Origin of the sequence: Paenibacillus sp. FSL R5-0527 (assembly GCF_038008055.1) — a bacterium.
Taxonomy (GTDB): Bacteria; Bacillota; Bacilli; order Paenibacillales; family Paenibacillaceae; genus Fontibacillus; species Fontibacillus macerans.
The window spans coordinates 2696076-2712078 of the sequence record NZ_JBBOYI010000001.1; the positions used below are offsets into that span (position 1 = coordinate 2696076).

Annotated in this window: 15 protein-coding genes; 12 read left to right on the plus strand and 3 right to left on the minus strand. The window is 53.2% G+C overall.

The genetic code is table 11. From position 1 onward, the window contains the following. Positions 1-115 precede the first annotated feature (115 nt). The 5 genes from NYE69_RS11820 (at position 116) to NYE69_RS11840 (ending at position 5419) form a co-directional block, all read left to right on the plus strand. On the plus strand, positions 116-1192 hold the full coding sequence (locus NYE69_RS11820) for a BMP family lipoprotein (RefSeq protein WP_213510466.1): 1077 nt from the start codon (positions 116-118) through the stop codon (positions 1190-1192). 137 nt (positions 1193-1329) lie between these two features. Further along, complete coding sequence (locus NYE69_RS11825) at positions 1330-2868, plus strand: ABC transporter ATP-binding protein (protein ID WP_328272483.1); 1539 nt, start codon at positions 1330-1332, stop codon at positions 2866-2868. After that, complete coding sequence (locus NYE69_RS11830) at positions 2861-3934, plus strand: ABC transporter permease (RefSeq protein WP_036624930.1); 1074 nt, start codon at positions 2861-2863, stop codon at positions 3932-3934. Before NYE69_RS11825 ends, NYE69_RS11830 begins: the two co-directional genes overlap by 8 nt. Position 3935: 1 nt before the next feature. Beyond that, positions 3936-4895, plus strand: coding sequence for an ABC transporter permease (locus NYE69_RS11835; protein ID WP_328272481.1), 960 nt, complete (start codon positions 3936-3938; stop codon positions 4893-4895). Between the two features lie 236 nt (positions 4896-5131). Next, positions 5132-5419 carry a hypothetical protein gene (locus tag NYE69_RS11840; RefSeq protein ID WP_036624927.1) on the plus strand — a complete coding sequence of 96 codons (288 nt, stop codon included), beginning with the start codon at positions 5132-5134 and terminating at the stop codon, positions 5417-5419. A gap of 6 nt (positions 5420-5425) precedes the next feature. Here NYE69_RS11840 and NYE69_RS11845 read toward each other — a convergent pair whose 3' ends face one another. Beyond that, the gene (locus NYE69_RS11845; protein ID WP_328272480.1) at positions 5426-5881 is read right to left on the minus strand and encodes a GNAT family N-acetyltransferase; all 456 of its coding nucleotides are present in this window, start codon (positions 5879-5881) and stop codon (positions 5426-5428) included. Between the two features lie 568 nt (positions 5882-6449). Here NYE69_RS11845 and ilvB point away from each other — a divergent pair. From ilvB to ilvC, 3 genes are all read left to right on the plus strand, one after another. Then, positions 6450-8201 (plus strand): biosynthetic-type acetolactate synthase large subunit, encoded by a 1752-nt coding sequence (gene ilvB / locus NYE69_RS11850; protein WP_328272478.1) that lies wholly within the window; start codon positions 6450-6452, stop codon positions 8199-8201. Next, entirely contained in the window at positions 8198-8680 is a 483-nt protein-coding gene (ilvN, locus tag NYE69_RS11855; protein ID WP_328272476.1) for an acetolactate synthase small subunit, read from the plus strand. The genes ilvB and ilvN overlap by 4 nt, the downstream gene beginning before the upstream one ends. Before the next feature lie 212 nt (positions 8681-8892). Further along, the gene (gene ilvC, locus NYE69_RS11860; RefSeq protein ID WP_036624922.1) at positions 8893-9885 is read left to right on the plus strand and encodes a ketol-acid reductoisomerase; all 993 of its coding nucleotides are present in this window, start codon (positions 8893-8895) and stop codon (positions 9883-9885) included. Between the two features lie 376 nt (positions 9886-10261). Here ilvC and NYE69_RS11865 read toward each other — a convergent pair whose 3' ends face one another. Next, positions 10262-11203: a hypothetical protein gene (locus NYE69_RS11865; RefSeq protein WP_340926348.1), complete on the minus strand. Its 942-nt coding sequence runs from the start codon at positions 11201-11203 to the stop codon at positions 10262-10264. A gap of 291 nt (positions 11204-11494) precedes the next feature. Here NYE69_RS11865 and leuB point away from each other — a divergent pair, with 291 nt between their 5' ends. From leuB to NYE69_RS11885, 4 genes are all read left to right on the plus strand, one after another. Then, positions 11495-12574, plus strand: a complete 1080-nt coding sequence (gene leuB / locus NYE69_RS11870; protein ID WP_036624921.1) for a 3-isopropylmalate dehydrogenase — start codon at positions 11495-11497, stop codon at positions 12572-12574. 559 nt (positions 12575-13133) lie between these two features. Further along, entirely contained in the window at positions 13134-13679 is a 546-nt protein-coding gene (locus NYE69_RS11875; RefSeq protein ID WP_036624920.1) for a peroxiredoxin, read from the plus strand. 270 nt (positions 13680-13949) lie between these two features. Then, positions 13950-14354 (plus strand): hypothetical protein, encoded by a 405-nt coding sequence (locus tag NYE69_RS11880; protein ID WP_036624918.1) that lies wholly within the window; start codon positions 13950-13952, stop codon positions 14352-14354. 336 nt (positions 14355-14690) lie between these two features. Then, complete coding sequence (locus tag NYE69_RS11885; RefSeq protein WP_036624917.1) at positions 14691-15797, plus strand: ATP-binding protein; 1107 nt, start codon at positions 14691-14693, stop codon at positions 15795-15797. A gap of 14 nt (positions 15798-15811) precedes the next feature. Here the strand turns inward: NYE69_RS11885 and NYE69_RS11890 are convergent, their stop codons facing one another. Then, complete coding sequence (locus NYE69_RS11890) at positions 15812-16003, minus strand: FeoB-associated Cys-rich membrane protein (protein ID WP_326043668.1); 192 nt, start codon at positions 16001-16003, stop codon at positions 15812-15814.

Below are 16003 nucleotides of genomic sequence, written 5' to 3' on the forward strand. Positions count from 1 at the left end.
AAATTATTTGACCCAAGGTCGTTAAAAGTATGGATTTTAGCTTATTTTGCAGTTATAATCTGACTATATCGAAACCTTGGATAAGGTCATAAATTATAAGGGGGATTATTTTTCAATGAACAAAGCCTTCAAACTTTCTCTAGTCATGATGCTCGCCTTCGTGTTGGTTTTGGCCGGCTGCGGTCAGAAAGCGGCGAACAATGGCGCTGCCAACGGGGGCAACGCGGCTAAAACCGGAAATGCCAAAGCGGGCAACGGCGGGGATACGGCTTCCGCTTCCAATGTGAAAATCGGTCTTGTCACGGACGTCGGCGGCGTTAACGACAAATCGTTTAACCAATCGGCATGGGAAGCGCTGCAAGCTTTGAACAAAGAAAAAGGCATTCAAAACCAGTATTTGCAAAGCGCAAGCAGCTCGGACTACGTTCCAAACTTGAACCAATTCGTGCAAAACGGCTTTGATCTGACCTGGTCGATCGGCTTTGACCTCGGCGACGCTACGAAACAAGTGGCTGACGCGAATCCGAACGCCAAAATGGCCATTATCGACAACGTGGTTGACGCTCCAAACGTGGAATCCGTAACATTTGCGGAAAATGAAGGGGCTTATCTGGTCGGTGTCGTAGCCGGCTTGACGACGAAAACAAACAAAATCGGTTTTATCGGCGGTGCCGATAGCCCGGTTATCAAACGCTTTGAGGTTGGTTTCCAAGCAGGCGTTAAGGCGGTTAATCCGGATGCGGAAGTCAAAATTACTTATGCCGGCGCGTATGACAAACCGGATATCGGCAAATCTCTTGCCGGCCAATTGTTTGATTACGGCGCGGACATTATTTTCCCGGCTGCCGGCCAAACCGGCAACGGCGTGTTCAACGAAGCGACCGCGCGCAACAACGCCGGCGGGGCAAACAAATTGTGGGTTATCGGCGTCGACAAAGACCAATCGATTGAGTTTGGGCATGAAGTTACTTTAACCTCGATGATTAAACGCGTCGACGTTGCGGTGAAGAACGTTTCTCAGCAAGTTATCGACGGCACGTTTAAAGGCGGACAGGTTACCAACCTGACGCTGAAGGAAGACGGCGTTGGTTTGCCGGAAGAAAATCCGAACCTGAGCAAGGAAATTCTCGACAAAGTGGAAGAGTACAAACAAAAAATCGTAAGCGGCGAAATCACGGTTCCATCCGAATAACCAAGCGGCTTAAAAGATCGGCCGGGTTTCAGCCGGATGCGGTCAAGCAGCAGTAAACATAGCAATCAAGCAGGCAAGGCCAGTGGATGAACTGGCCTTGTTGCTTGCGTAAATCCCAAAATGGTGAGGGTGATTTCATGAATGCCGAGGCTCCCGTAGTCGAGTTGAAGCAAATCACAAAGCGTTTTCCCGGCATAGTGGCCAACGATTCCATCAGCCTGACCCTGAAAAAAGGGGAAATTCACGCGCTTCTCGGCGAGAATGGTGCGGGCAAATCGACGCTAATGAACATTTTGTTCGGGCTCTATCAACCTGATGAGGGTACGATCGAGATGAACGGCCAACCGGTAACGATCGACAGTCCCAATAAAGCGATCAAATTGGGAATAGGCATGGTTCACCAGCATTTTAAGCTTGTCCAGCCTTTTACGGTGACCGAGAACATCATTCTCGGCTTGGAGCCGAAAAAAGGCGTTAACATCGATTATAAATCGGCGTCCGCCCAAGTGGCGAAATTGTCGGAACAATATGGTCTTCATGTCAACCCGAACTCGAAAATCCACGATATTTCCGTCGGGATGCAGCAGCGGGTGGAAATCATGAAAATTTTGTACCGGGGCGCGGATATTCTTATATTTGACGAGCCCACGGCGGTGCTTACGCCGCAGGAAATCGAAGAGCTGATGGCGATCATGCGCCGGCTCGTCGCCGAAGGAAAATCGATCATTCTGATTACCCATAAGCTGAAGGAAATTATGCAAATTTCCGACCGGGTAACGATTATCCGGCGCGGCAAAGTGATCGATACCGTCGAGACGAACAAAACGAATCCGAGCGAACTGGCCGAAAAGATGGTGGGCCGCGGGGTATCGTTCAAAATCGATAAAAATGAGCCGAAAATTGGGCAGCCTGTATTGCAGCTAAGTGAAATCAGGGCAAAGGACAAACACGGTATTCCGGTGCTGGACGGCTTGAATCTCGAAGTGCGGGCAGGGGAAATCGTCGGAATCGCCGGGGTTGACGGCAACGGTCAAACGGAACTGATCGAAGCGATTACGGGATTGCGCAAGATCGAATCCGGATCGATCAGGCTGCTGGGGAAGGAACTCGCGAACCTGCCGACCCGCAAGATCATTGAAAGCGGCGTGTCGCATATTCCGGAAGACCGGCATAAGCACGGCCTCGTTCTCGACTTTTCCATCAGCGAAAATATGGTGCTGGAAACGTATTATAAAGCGCCTTACAGCAAAGGCGTGATGCTTAACCAGCGTGCAATCGACGAGCATGCCAAGATTTTGGTCGAGCAATTCGACGTGCGTACGCCAAGCATTGAGACCAAAGCCCGCTCCTTGTCCGGCGGCAATCAGCAAAAGGCAATTATTGCTCGGGAAATAGACAAAAATCCGGACCTGCTGATCGCGGCCCAGCCGACGCGCGGGCTTGATGTCGGCGCGATCGAATTCGTGCACAAACAGCTGGTGGAGCAGCGCGATGAGGGGAAAGCGGTGCTGCTTATTTCCTTCGAGCTGGATGAAATCATGAACGTATCCGACAGGATTGCCGTCATATACGAGGGGAAAATCGTCGGCGAAGTGCTTCCGCAGGAAACAAACGATCAGGAACTCGGCCTGATGATGGCGGGAAGCCTGGAACGGGGAGGTCAGTCGATTGGATAAACTGCGCAAAATATTTACGATGGACAGCCTGATCGTCCCGCTGGTGGCGATTTTGCTCGGCCTGCTGGTCGGGGCGGTGGTCATGCTGATCGGCGGCTATAATCCGCTGGTGGCTTACGGCGCGTTAATTAAGCGGGTCGTCGGCAATCCGTACGATTTCGGCGAAACGATCCGGCAAATTACGCCGCTTATTTTCACCGGTCTGGCCGTTGCCTTTGCGTTCCGTTCGGGGATGTTCAACATCGGTGCGGACGGGCAGGTGCTCATCGGCATGACGACCGCCACGGCTGTCTCGTTGTCCTTGTCGGGTTTGCCGTCCGCCATCCTTGTGCCGCTCGCGGTCATCGCCGGCGGGATCGCCGGAGGTCTATGGGCCGCCATCGCCGGGTATCTTAAGGCCAAGCGGGGCATTAACGAGGTTATTACGACGATCATGCTCAACTGGACGGCCTTGTACTTATCCAATTACGTGATCCGGAACTTCTTTTTGCTGAAAGGCCAAAACCGTTCCGAGGATATCGAAGCTTCGGCCTCGATGACGTTCCTGTTCGGGATGTTCAACAACGCCCGGATTCATTGGGGAACGGTGATCGCCCTTTTGGCGGCGGTATTTTTCTTTGTATACCTGTGGAAAACGAAACAAGGGTACGAAATGCGTTCGGTCGGCCTGAACCCGAACGCGGCCGAATACGCGGGGATGAACGTTGGCCGGAATGTGGTGAAGGCGATGTTCATCAGCGGCGTGTTTGCCGGCCTGGCTGGCACGTTTGAAGTGTTGGGCGTTTTTCACTATCAGTCGGTATACGCCGCATCGCCGGGGTACGGCTTCGACGGTATCGCCGTAGCGCTGCTTGGGATGAACCATCCTTTCGGCGTGGTGCTGGGGGCCATTCTTTACGGCGTGCTGACTTACGGCTCCGCCGGGATGAGCTTTGCCGCCAAAGTTCCGCCGGAGCTGATCAAGATCGTGCTCGGTTCGATCATATTCTTCATTGCCGCTCAGGGCATCGTACGCTTGGTACTGAAGCCTTTCTTCCTGAAGCGAAAGAAAGAGAAGGTGTTGTGATATGGACGTACTAACGCTGCTTGGTCAACTGCTCAATTCAACCCTTGTATTTTCGACCGCGTTGATTTTCACGGCGCTGGGCGGCATTTTTTCGGAACGTTCCGGCGTGGTGAATATCGGTTTGGAAGGCCTGATGATCTTCGGCGCGTTTGCGGCGGGCGTGGGCACCTATTATGCCCAGGAGGCCGGAATGGGAGGACTGGCCCCGTGGATCGGGGTGCTGGCGGCTGTCGTTGTCGGGGCTTTGGGGGCGCTTATTCACGCGGTTGCCACCATCACGTTCAAGGCGGATCAGACGATCAGCGGGATCGTCATCAACTTTTTGGCGGCGGGCCTGACCGTTTACATCGTCAAGCTGCTGTTTGAAGGGGCGGCGGAAACGCCGCTGGTCGACGTATTCCAGAAATACGCCGTTCCGGTGCTCCGGGATATCCCGATCATCGGTCCGGGCGTCTTCAACTCCTATCCGACGACGTATCTGGCGTTGATCCTCGTCGCGGTCGTTTATTTCGTGCTGTTCAAGACGCCGTTTGGTCTGCGTCTTCGCGCCGTGGGCGAACATCCGAGCGCGGCCGATACGCTGGGCGTCAACGTAACCCGTATGCGATACATCGGCGTGCTGCTCAGCGGCGCCTTGGCGGGCATCGGCGGGGCTACGATTACGCTGACGACAACAAGCACGTTTGCCCACAATACGATTTCCGGGCAAGGGTACATTGCGATCGCGGCGATGATTTTCGGCAAATGGAACCCGCTGGGCGCGTTCGGAGCGGCGATGTTTTTCGGCTTTTCCCAGGCGATCCGCAACTATGTGCAGCTGTTTGAATGGTCAAGAAACATACCGCAGGAGTTCATTTTCATGATCCCGTATGTTCTGACGATCATCGTGCTTGTCGGTGCGGTTGGCCGCTCTTCGGCTCCGTCCGCGCTGGGAACGCCTTACGATCCGGGTAAACGGTAAACAACCGTGAGAAGCATGACGGAAAGCTATATAAAAGGGATGCTGCGTTAACGCGCAAGCATCTTTTTTTTGCCTAAATCCGTAGACACCGGCCTGTTTTTTTAGGGAGCAAGGCGATGGTGCAGGCACCGATGATTACAGGCGAATATGTTAGGTTTGAACACACAATAGCCGAATAAAACGGTTCACTCGAACGGTTTTGACGGCTATGAAATAACCTAACAGGAGGAGTTAAGATGGGCAGAACGGTGACGAAGAGAGACGCCGAAAAATTGCTGGGCAAAGACATTGTAGCTTATAAAAAGGACGGTAGTATTGTAACGGGCAAACTGGTGAAAATCAGCGGCAACCGCCTGTACGTCCGCCAGAAATCCGGTAAAAAAGTGCATACCAAAGCGATTGCTCCGCTCGTTTTGTTTGATCTGCTGGCTATCGGCACATCGCCCTTTGCTTTCGGTGGCTTTGGTCCCTTTGGGTTTGGCGGCTTCGGCCCCTTTGGGTTTGGTGGCCCATTCATTTGGTAAACCGGCCTAAATGTAGAAATTAAGTATTTTTTCCATTTCGTAGCACTTTGTCGCCTCAATGAAACGCTTCCTACTGTACCCCATTTTGCGGTAAAACAGGTGGGCTCGGGTGTTGTCCCGGTCCACCATCACTTTTGCGCGTATGCATTCGCGCGAAGCGGCAAAATGCTCCGCGTGCAGCATCAGCGCCTGGCCGTAACGCTTGCGCTGATAAGCGGGAGCAACCGCCATCATATCGATATACAGCAAATCGCCGTACACGAGAAAATGAATAAACGCCACCGGATCGGCTTCATAATAAGGCGAGGCTACCAGCGTAACGCCGCGCGAAAGCCGCTTCGGCAGTTCCTTCAGGATCGTTTCGATTTCGTGGGAAGGCAAACTCGAATGGGGGACGAGCTGCTTTTGAACGAGATCGAAAATGACGGGATCGTCCTGCTTTGGTCTTCTGTAGCGGATCATGCGATGATTCTCCTCCTTGCCGCGCATCCTGTTTGGGCGCCGCCATTTATCTTATGAGAGCAGGGGGAGAGGTGTTCCGGTCAAAAGTTTTCATGCGATTGGGTATTGACTCTATGTGTAAAGTAATCATATAATGTTCCTAAACATTTTATGAACATACTGAATCGGCGATGATGAGGACGAAGGTTTAAGGGCTCTTTGCTCAGAGAGTGGATGGATTTGCTGAGACCACCACCAAAATCCCTTAAATGCGAGCTCACCTCGGAGCTGTTTTCCTGAAAAGCTGCAAGCCATTCCGCGGTGCCGCTTGCGAACAAGGCCTATTAGGGAAAATCGTCAGGTCCGCGTTAGGGACTTCGGGTAAGGGTAACAAGCACCGTACTCGATAAGGCTTGGCACCGTGAGGTGCCGGGTGAAAATGGGTGGTACCACGAAAGGATGCAAACCTTTCGTCCCTCGGAACAGGAGACTGCTTCCGGCGGACGGAAGGTTTTTTTATTTGCAATGCAATTCAATAAGAGTTCAAAAAGTCGGCTTTTTGAACAACCCTTGAAAAGGAGGATGACTGATGAGCGCGCAAACTCCAGAAGTGCGGTCTACAGAACAATTACGTGAGAAATGGATGAAACCGGAAGTCATTACGGGCTCGGAAATACTGCTTCGCAGTTTGCTTTTGGAAGGTGTCGAGTGCGTCTTCGGTTATCCGGGCGGCGCGGTGCTGTATATTTACGACGCGATGTACGGTTTTACCGACTTCCATCACCTGCTGACCAGACATGAGCAGGGCGCCATTCATGCGGCGGACGGTTACGCCCGGGCCACCGGCAAAGTCGGCGTGTGCATCGCCACCTCCGGTCCGGGGGCGACCAACCTGGTAACAGGCATCGCCACCGCATTTATGGATTCCGTACCGCTGGTTGTCATTACCGGCAACGTCGCGACCAGCCTGATCGGCACCGACGCTTTCCAGGAAGCGGACATTACCGGCATTACGATGCCGATTACGAAACATAGCTATCTCGTAAGAAACGTGGAGGATCTGCCGCGGATTATTCACGAGGCGTTCCATTTAGCCAACACGGGACGTAAAGGGCCGGTGCTGATCGATATTCCGAAGGACGTGTCGGCGGCCAAGACGCTGTTCGAACCGGTGCAAACGGTCAATCTGCGCGGCTACAATCCGACGGTTGTACCGAACCGGCTGCAGCTCGACAAACTGGCGGCGGCGATCGGGGAAGCGGAGCGTCCGGTGATCATCGCCGGCGGCGGGGTCGTCTACTCCGGCGGCCATGAGCAGCTGTTCGAATTCGTGAACAAGACGCAAATTCCGATTACGACGACGCTGCTCGGCTTGGGCGCTTTCCCGAGCGGGCATGAGCTGTGGATGGGCATGCCGGGAATGCACGGCACCTACACGGCGAACCAATCGATCCAGCAGGCGGACTTGCTGATCAATATCGGGGCCCGGTTCGATGACCGGGTGACGGGCAAGCTGGACGGTTTTGCGCCTCGCGCGAAAATCGTGCACATCGATATCGATCCGGCCGAAATCGGCAAAAACGTGCATGCCGACATTCCGATCGTCGGCGATGTGAAGACGGTGTTGGAAATGTTGAACCCGCTCGTATCCCGGGCGGACAAGGCGGATGCCTGGAGAGAGCAAATCCGGCAGTCCAAGATCGATAAACCGCTGAAGTACAAAGACTCGGACACCGAGCTGAAGCCGCAGTGGGTCATCGAAATGCTGAACGAAACCACCGGCGGCGAAGCGATCGTCACCACGGACGTCGGACAGCATCAAATGTGGGCGGCGCAATTTTACAAATTCAATCAGCCGCGGTCCTGGATCACTTCGGGCGGCCTCGGAACGATGGGCTTCGGGTTTCCTTCGGCGATCGGCGCGCAGATGGCGTTCCCGGACCGGCTGGTCATCTCGATCAACGGCGACGGCGGCATGCAAATGTGCTCCCAGGAGCTGGCCATTTGCGCCATCAACAACATTCCGGTGAAGATCGTCGTCATCAACAACCAGGTGCTCGGGATGGTTCGCCAATGGCAGGAGCTGATTTACGACAACCGTTATAGCCATATCAACCTCGAGGGCAGCCCGGATTTCGTGAAGCTCGCCGAAGCGTACGGCGTCAAAGGTTTGCGGGCCGCAAGCAAGGAAGAGGCCAAACGGGTATGGCAGGAAGCGCTCGATACGCCGGGACCGGTGTTGGTGGAATTCATGGTCCGCAAAGAGGAGAACGTGTATCCGATGGTTCCGCAAGGTTCTACCATCGATCAGATGCTGATGGGGGACGGTGAACAAGAATGATGAAGCACGCCATTTCCGTATTGGTAAACGATCAACCGGGTGTTCTTCAGCGCGTGTCCGGCCTGTTCGGCCGGCGCGGCTTCAATATCGAGAGCATCACGGTAGGCCAGTCCGAAGAGGAAGGCTTGTCCCGGATGGTTATTGTGACCGAAGGGGACGACAAGACGCTGGAGCAAATCGAAAAACAGCTTTATAAATTAATCGATGTCATCAAAGTTGTCAATTTGAGCTCCAGACCGATGGTTTCCCGGGAGCTGGCTTTGATCAAGGTCAAAGCCGAGCCGGCCGAACGTCCCGAAATCATGGGCGTCGTCGAGACGTTCCGTGCGGCGGTCGTCGATATCGGTTCGTCCAGCTTGATGGTGCAGGTAGTGGGCGATACCGAAAAAATCGACGCGATGATCGAACTGCTCCGGCCTTACGGCATCCGGGAGCTGAGCCGCACCGGCGTGACCGCGATGATCCGCGGCAACGCTTAAAACGAAAGGCTTAAGTCCAAGTAAACAATCAGGTTTAACTAAGCCGTTTACGGCTTCGGCTTCCGCCGGAGAGCGGGGGTTTGAGCGGATGGACAGCAGCGCTTTACCTCGTTATGGCGTCGGTCCGTTGAAACGCCCGCTCATCAGGCGGAGGGTTAAATATCAAGGGAAGCCAAACGGCTATCCCGCAAATTTTAGGAGGGCAAATTAAAATGGCAGTTACTTTGTACTATGAACAAGATGCAGATCTCGGCGTTTTGAAAGGAAAAACGATCGCAATTATCGGTTACGGCAGCCAAGGCCATGCCCATGCGCAAAACCTGCGCGAAAGCGGAGTGAACGTTATCGTTGGTCTTCGCGAAGGCAAATCGTTCGATAAAGCCAAAGAGGACGGGTTTGAAGTATTGTCCGTCGCCGAAGCGACGAAACGCGCCGATGTGGTGCAAATCCTGATGCCGGACGAAACGCAGGCTGCGGTTTACAACAGCGAAATTGCGCCAAACCTGAAAAAAGGCGCGGCCCTGATGTTCGCTCACGGCTTTAACGTACATTTCGGCCAAATCGTGCCTTCCAAAGACAACGACGTGCTGCTCGTTGCTCCGAAGTCTCCGGGCCACATGGTTCGCCGTACTTATGTGGAAGGCTTCGGCGTTCCCGGCCTGATCGCGATCCATCAGGATGCTACGGGCAAAGCTAAAGAAATCGGTTTGGCTTATGCGAAGGGCATCGGCTGTACGCGTGCAGGGGTCATTGAAACTTCGTTCCGCGAAGAGACGGAAACCGACTTGTTCGGCGAACAAGCTGTGCTTTGCGGCGGCGTATCCGCGCTGATCAAAGCCGGCTTCGAAACGCTGGTGGAAGCGGGCTATGCTCCGGAAATGGCGTACTTCGAATGCTTGCACGAAATGAAGCTGATCGTCGACCTGATCTATGAAGGCGGTCTGGCTACGATGCGCGATTCCATCTCCAACACGGCGGAATACGGCGATTATGTAACAGGCCCGCGCATCGTGACGGAAGAAACGAAAAAAGCGATGAAAGAAGTGCTTGCCGATATTCAACAAGGCAAATTCGCCCGCGACTTCATTTTGGAAAACCAATCGAACCGTGCTTTCCTGACGGCTACCCGCCGCAACGAAGCCAGCCATCCGATCGAAGTGGTCGGCGGCGAGCTGCGCGGATTGATGCACTGGATCAAAAAGTAATAAAAATAAACGAAAAAACGGAGCGGAAGATGCTCCGTTTTTTCGTTTTTCATGGAAAGAAGGACAGCCCGCTGGGATCAACTGCAAAAGTGCATTCTATTTTCCGTAAATCACCATTTTAGAGCGATTGAAATGCAAAAGTACATCTCATTTGAGGCTATCAGATTGAAAAGTTGCTTTTGGCCGGAAATGAACTGCGCTTTTGCATTTGGGCAGCCCATTTCGAGGGATTCCGACGAAAATCGCCTGCACTTTTGCATTTCGTGGGTTTCCCCTTCTTCCTTATATCGCAACATAGCGGGAGTGGCATATAGTTCCTTCCACGGAAAGGCTTTAGCACGTTCAAGTCCCCGAATGTACCTCGACCGACGTTTTTTTAGCTGCTGCATCCGCCCCCGCAGCTGCTGCAGGAAGATCCGCCGCTGCAGGAGGAGCCGCCGTCCGAGCCTGCTCCCGAGCCGCCTCCGTCGCAGCCGGAATGGTCTACGCCGGCATCGCCCCGCTCGTCGCGGCCGGAAGCGCAGGCGGCCCCGCTGCAGGAGGAGCCGGCGCGGTTAACCCCCATGGCGGGAGGCCGCAAAAACTCATTGTAATGCTTCGGATCGCTCCAGGAGAAGAAAATGAACGAATATAGCAGCATTTCGGGCTGGGTAAAATCGGCGCGTTGGCGCAGCCCCTCACTGCCCGGTTGTCCCGCCGCGCCGATTCTCGACCGCAGTTTATCCTTCACGTTACTAATGGCGCTTCGGGCCTCCGGAACATGCTCGCAGGCCCAAGCATTAAACCTGCCGTCCCCGGTTTCGGCGGACGGGGGGCTACGGAATGCTTCGAGCTCCCGTTTTGGCAGCGGGTGGCGCAGAAACGCGCCCCAAAGCAGTTCACTGTAACGGTTCCAGCCGAACAATTCAAGGTAAAGCCAATCGAACCAGGCGCGTTCTTCCGGCATCGGGACGGCCTTTGCCGGGTTCGGCGCATGATGCAGCATGCGCCTGATATATTTTTCCGAAAAGGTCTGGTACTCCCGGGTATACATCAGCATCTCGTGCCACACCTCATCGACGGCTCTGCTGAACATAGGGACGCGGTCCAAAATGGCGCACATTACGAAAAATCGCTGCAGTTCCAGCCAACGCCATTCGTATTCGCGTTCCGTCATGCCGGGGTGGGCTTCCATGACCCGTTGTTTAACGGCCTGCCTGTAGGCGTCAGGGATCGATTGCCGCAGCCTCTCGGCCAAACGGTATGCAAGGCTGCCGCGTTCGACAATAGGCGGGGGCGGCGGGGCGTCGTGGAAGGAAAACTTTGCCGCTTTACGCATGCTCCGAGCTTTCTTAGAGACACTAACGAGGATAACGGTAGAGGATAAAACAATCGCCAAAATCCATAGGATGACAGTCATGAAATGGGTTCCTTTCCACAAAAAATGATTAAGAAAATTATCACAAAATTAAGTAATTCATGTAAAGGGGAATTTTATATTATAAGGACCGAAAACGGAATCAACTTATAGCCAATACCTATTGCCTTAATAGATTCTATATCTTTGTTTATCCTAACCGGCTATGATACAACAGAAGAAGAGTATGTTCACGAAAGGGAGCTGGAAGCAATGGCAGAAGTGAAAAAAATCGCGGTTATCGCGGGAGACGGCATCGGACCGGAAGTGGTGGCCGAAGCGGAGAAGGTGCTGAAACGGACGGAGGAGCTGTTCGGATACCGTTTTGAAACGGAGCATGCCCTGTTTGGCGGCATTGCGATCGACGAGAAAGGAACGCCGCTTCCGGAAGAGACGCTGGAAGTGTGCAAAAACGCCGACGCCGTGCTGCTCGGTGCGGTCGGCGGCCCGAAATGGGACAACAATCCGAAGGAGCTGCGTCCCGAAACCGGCCTGCTCGGCATCCGCAAAGCGCTGGGCTTGTTCTCGAATTTGCGCCCGGCGGTCGTATTCGACTGCCTGAAGGACGCGTCCACCTTGAAGCCGGAGGTGCTTGAGGGCACCGACCTGATCGTCGTGCGGGAGCTGACGGGCGGCATTTACTTCGGCGAAAAATTCCGCCGGGATACGGATCAAGGCCAGGAAGCCGTGGATACCTGCGCGTACAACGTCAGCGAGGTGGAGCGGATCGTCCGCCAAGCGTTTGAAATCGCGCAAAAGCGGCGCAAGAAGCTTGCTTCCGTCGATAAGGCGAACGTGCTGGAGACGTCGCGTTTATGGCGCGAAGTTGTAAACCGGATCGCGCCGGAGTATCCGGACGTAGAGCTTGAGCATGTGCTCGTGGATAACTGCGCGATGCAGCTGCTGCGCCGTCCGGCCAGCTTTGACGTCATCGTCACGGAAAACATGTTCGGCGACATTCTCAGCGATGAAGCGGCGATGCTGACCGGCTCGATCGGCATGCTGTCATCGGCTTCCCTCGGCGAAGGAAGCTTTGGTCTTTACGAGCCGGTGCACGGTTCGGCGCCCGATATCGCCGGCCAAAACCTGGCCAACCCGATCGCCACGATTCTGTCGGTGGCGCTGATGTTCCGCATGACGTTTGGTTACGCCGACGCGGCGGACGCGATCGAAAACGCCGTGGCGGAAGTGTTGGACGCCGGCCACCGGACCGGCGACATCGCGGTTGACAAAAGCAAGGCGATCGGCACGAAAGCGATGGGCGACCTGATCGTCGCGGCGATGAAAAAGTAAGCACAAAAGGGCTCAACCTAATAATCAGCGCTTGACAGGGAGGGCCGGTAAGCGATCGTGGCAGGAAATATCGGCAGCTCAACATCCGCTGTCCGGACGCTTTGCATGATTATCCCGTTTGATCCGGAAGCAGAGAGGAAGTTAAATTCAGGAGAAGCAGACCTGTTCGAGATCGTTAGACAGGTTTGTGAGAATGAGGTTTAGGAGAAGTGAAGCAGACCCGATGGGAGGAACGGGGCAAGACACCGGGAAAATGAAAGGACCGTGATTAGCCCCCCACCCTCTACCCCCTGAACTAAAGGGATAATCGTGCAAAGCAGTTTGCAGGGATACCAAGACACTTATTTTTCAAGCGCTGATCTCGGTTTTGAGCCTAAAAAAGTTCAAGAAAAATCCTTTTTTATAATAATTATAAAAAAGTAACTGTTATAATATTGACTTTGAAATATGCCTTTGATACCATGAGAACTGTAAGTTTGAAAAAGGTTGAAACTTACCAACAAAGGGATTAGAAACACTCATGTGTTTCTTACATATTTTCAAAGGAGGAGTTTTAAAAATGGCAGAACGTTTGGTTGGAAGACCCGCTCCGGATTTTGACATGGCGATCGTAACGGGAGACGGAAAGGAATTTGGACGCAAGAAGCTGGCCGACTACCGCGGCAAATGGCTGGTATTTTTCTTCTATCCGCTTGATTTCACGTTTGTGTGCCCGACGGAAATTACGGCGCTGAGCGACGCTTACGCTCAATTCCGCGACCTCGATTGCGAAATTCTCGGCGTGAGCACGGACTCCGAGCACAGCCACAAAGCGTGGATCAACACGCCTAAGGATAGCAACGGCCTCGGCCAGTTGAACTTCCCGCTCGCTTCCGATATCACGAAGAAAGTTGCCCGCGATTACGGCGTGCTGATCGAAGAAGAAGGCGTAGCCCTCCGCGGACTGTTTATCATCGATCCGGAAGGCGAATTGAAATATCAAGTCGTTAACCATAACGACATCGGCCGCAGCGTAGACGAAACGCTTCGCGTGCTGCAAGCCCTGCAATCCGGCGGCCTTTGCGCTATGAACTGGAAACCGGGCGATAAAAACCTGAACGCTTAATTTCGGGTGAATAGCGATAAACCCCCTGTTTGGCCACTGCCAAACAGGGGGTTTTTTGCCCATCAAAAGCGCCTTATGCCAAGCTTGGTCCGCCGGCGCTTACCCGCTTGGAGGATCGGACCATAGTCCCGTTTTGTAACAAAATGGGTGAATTTTCAAATGAGGCGCAGGAATTTCAATCCTGCTTCACGAATAAATTATATGAAAATCCTGCAATGCGATTAGCCTGGGATCCATGGATGTACCGAACACGCGAAAGGGTGAAGGGGAATGAGTTTTTGCTGCGGAGCAAGCATGCTGGGAACAAAGGGGACTTTAAAGCATTATCGTACGCAGGTTCATAATGTTCCCCTGTTATTTTGCCCGGTATGCCATCGGGTTGAGGTTCATTATAAGGTGGAGAACGAATACGAAATATTGGCGGAATACGCCCACGGCGACGGGGTTTCGGAAATCGATTTTCAGGATTTTGTCATGGAGGACGATGAATCGATTTTCGGAAATTGCGTCAACCGGGAGGATGAGGACCCGCTCTTGATCGTTCAAAGCCAAATCGATATTTCGCTTGATCTCCTGTCCGTTGCGAAGCAAATCGGCGATGATAAATGGGAGGAAGAACTGAAGAAAAGATTGGCCGTTATGAGCAGGCGCAGAGCCCGGCTGCAACATAAATAGCGGCTGAATACAGGCCATAAACAGCCTCCCGGCAGGGAGGCCGTTTTATTTTTAGGACTATGGTCGTCCATTTGCGGTGATTCCATGTTTTTCGACAGTATCTCTGATTGACGGTATTTGGAAGACTTTACTATGATTGAAATAGGCAGTTTCGGACTGATTTTCGGACAGGCTTTTCGTTCATGAAATATTACCGTCGTCGAAACGGATCGGAGCGGCTAATGGAATGAAAATAAGCGTTACGCGCGAGCCGATTTCGGGTAAGTTCTTCTCAGGTAGTGATCGTATGTTGTCAGTAAGGCAAGTACATCATTTATGGGAAAAGGGGGAACCAACTTGTTGAGTGAATTCCAGGAGACGCTGCTCCAATCCGTCAAAGCATTCCAATCAACCCAACTCGTCAAAAACAAATATGAAAACGTGCTCCAGCACCTAGACAGCGGAATTATGCTGTTTGACTGCGAAGGAATATTAACCTTCATCAATGTTCAAATGGCCAGGTTGCTCGAGATGCCGCGCCAATCACTCATCGGTTGCAATTTGCTGCAAATGCTGCGCCACCCGCATCTGAACCGATTCAAGAAGCGGAAGATTCTGCGGATTTATCGGGAAACCATTTTTCACCGGAAAAAATACCACGAGTTTATCGATGAGTACGGAAGGCATTGGCTCATTACGGTTACATACGGAGATCAGATGGACGGGGACTTTTTGCTAAGCGTCAAAGACGTGTCGGATTTCAAACGAATCGAGCAAACGGCGTACCAGAACGACAAGCTGGCGATGCTCGGGAAAATATCGGCGGCAATCGCCCATGAAATCCGCAACCCATTAACCGCGATCCGCGGGTTCATTCAATTGCTCCGCCCGCATTTGGTGGAGCTGGGCAAGGATGAGTACGCCCGGATAATTTTAACCGAGATCGACAGGGCCAACGACATCATTCATGAATTTTTGAATTCGTCCAAGCCTTCCGCCCCGCAGAAATCGACCGTCAGCGTGTCATCGCTGCTGAAAGAGGTTGTCCTGCTGACGGAAAGCGAGGCGGTGATGAAAGGCTGCCAGATGATGCTGCACGCTCCGGAGGAGGAGCTTCTCGTATCGATCGATGTGAAGCAGATCAAGCAGGTCCTGCTCAACATCATCAAAAATGCGATGGACGCCATCGCCGAGGTGGAGGGGGATCATAAGGGAGTCATCGATATTCGGGCGGAGATGGAAGGCAAAGCGGTCAACATTTCCATCCAGGACAACGGAAACGGCATGGACAAAAGCATGCTGGGCCGCCTGTTCGATCCTTTTTTTACGACAAAAGAGAAAGGCACCGGTTTGGGGCTGTCCGTAAGCTATCGGATTATCCGCAACCATCGGGGGAATATTTCCGTGGACAGCCTCAAAGGCGCAGGAACGATTTTCGTCATCAAACTGCCGCTCGTATCTTAAAAACGATGCTGCACTTAGTCGCGTTTGGGCTTGGCCGGCGAACAGGAAGAGGCGGGGGGCGCCTGACGTCCGCTGCACGCCGCAGAACAGGTTTTCTGCTGTGAGCACGACGCGCAGGCGCCTTTCTTGCTTTTTTTGAAGCCGCGGTACAGCGAGTATCCGGCGAAGGCGAAGACGGCGGTTACGATCACAATATCGAACAGCAT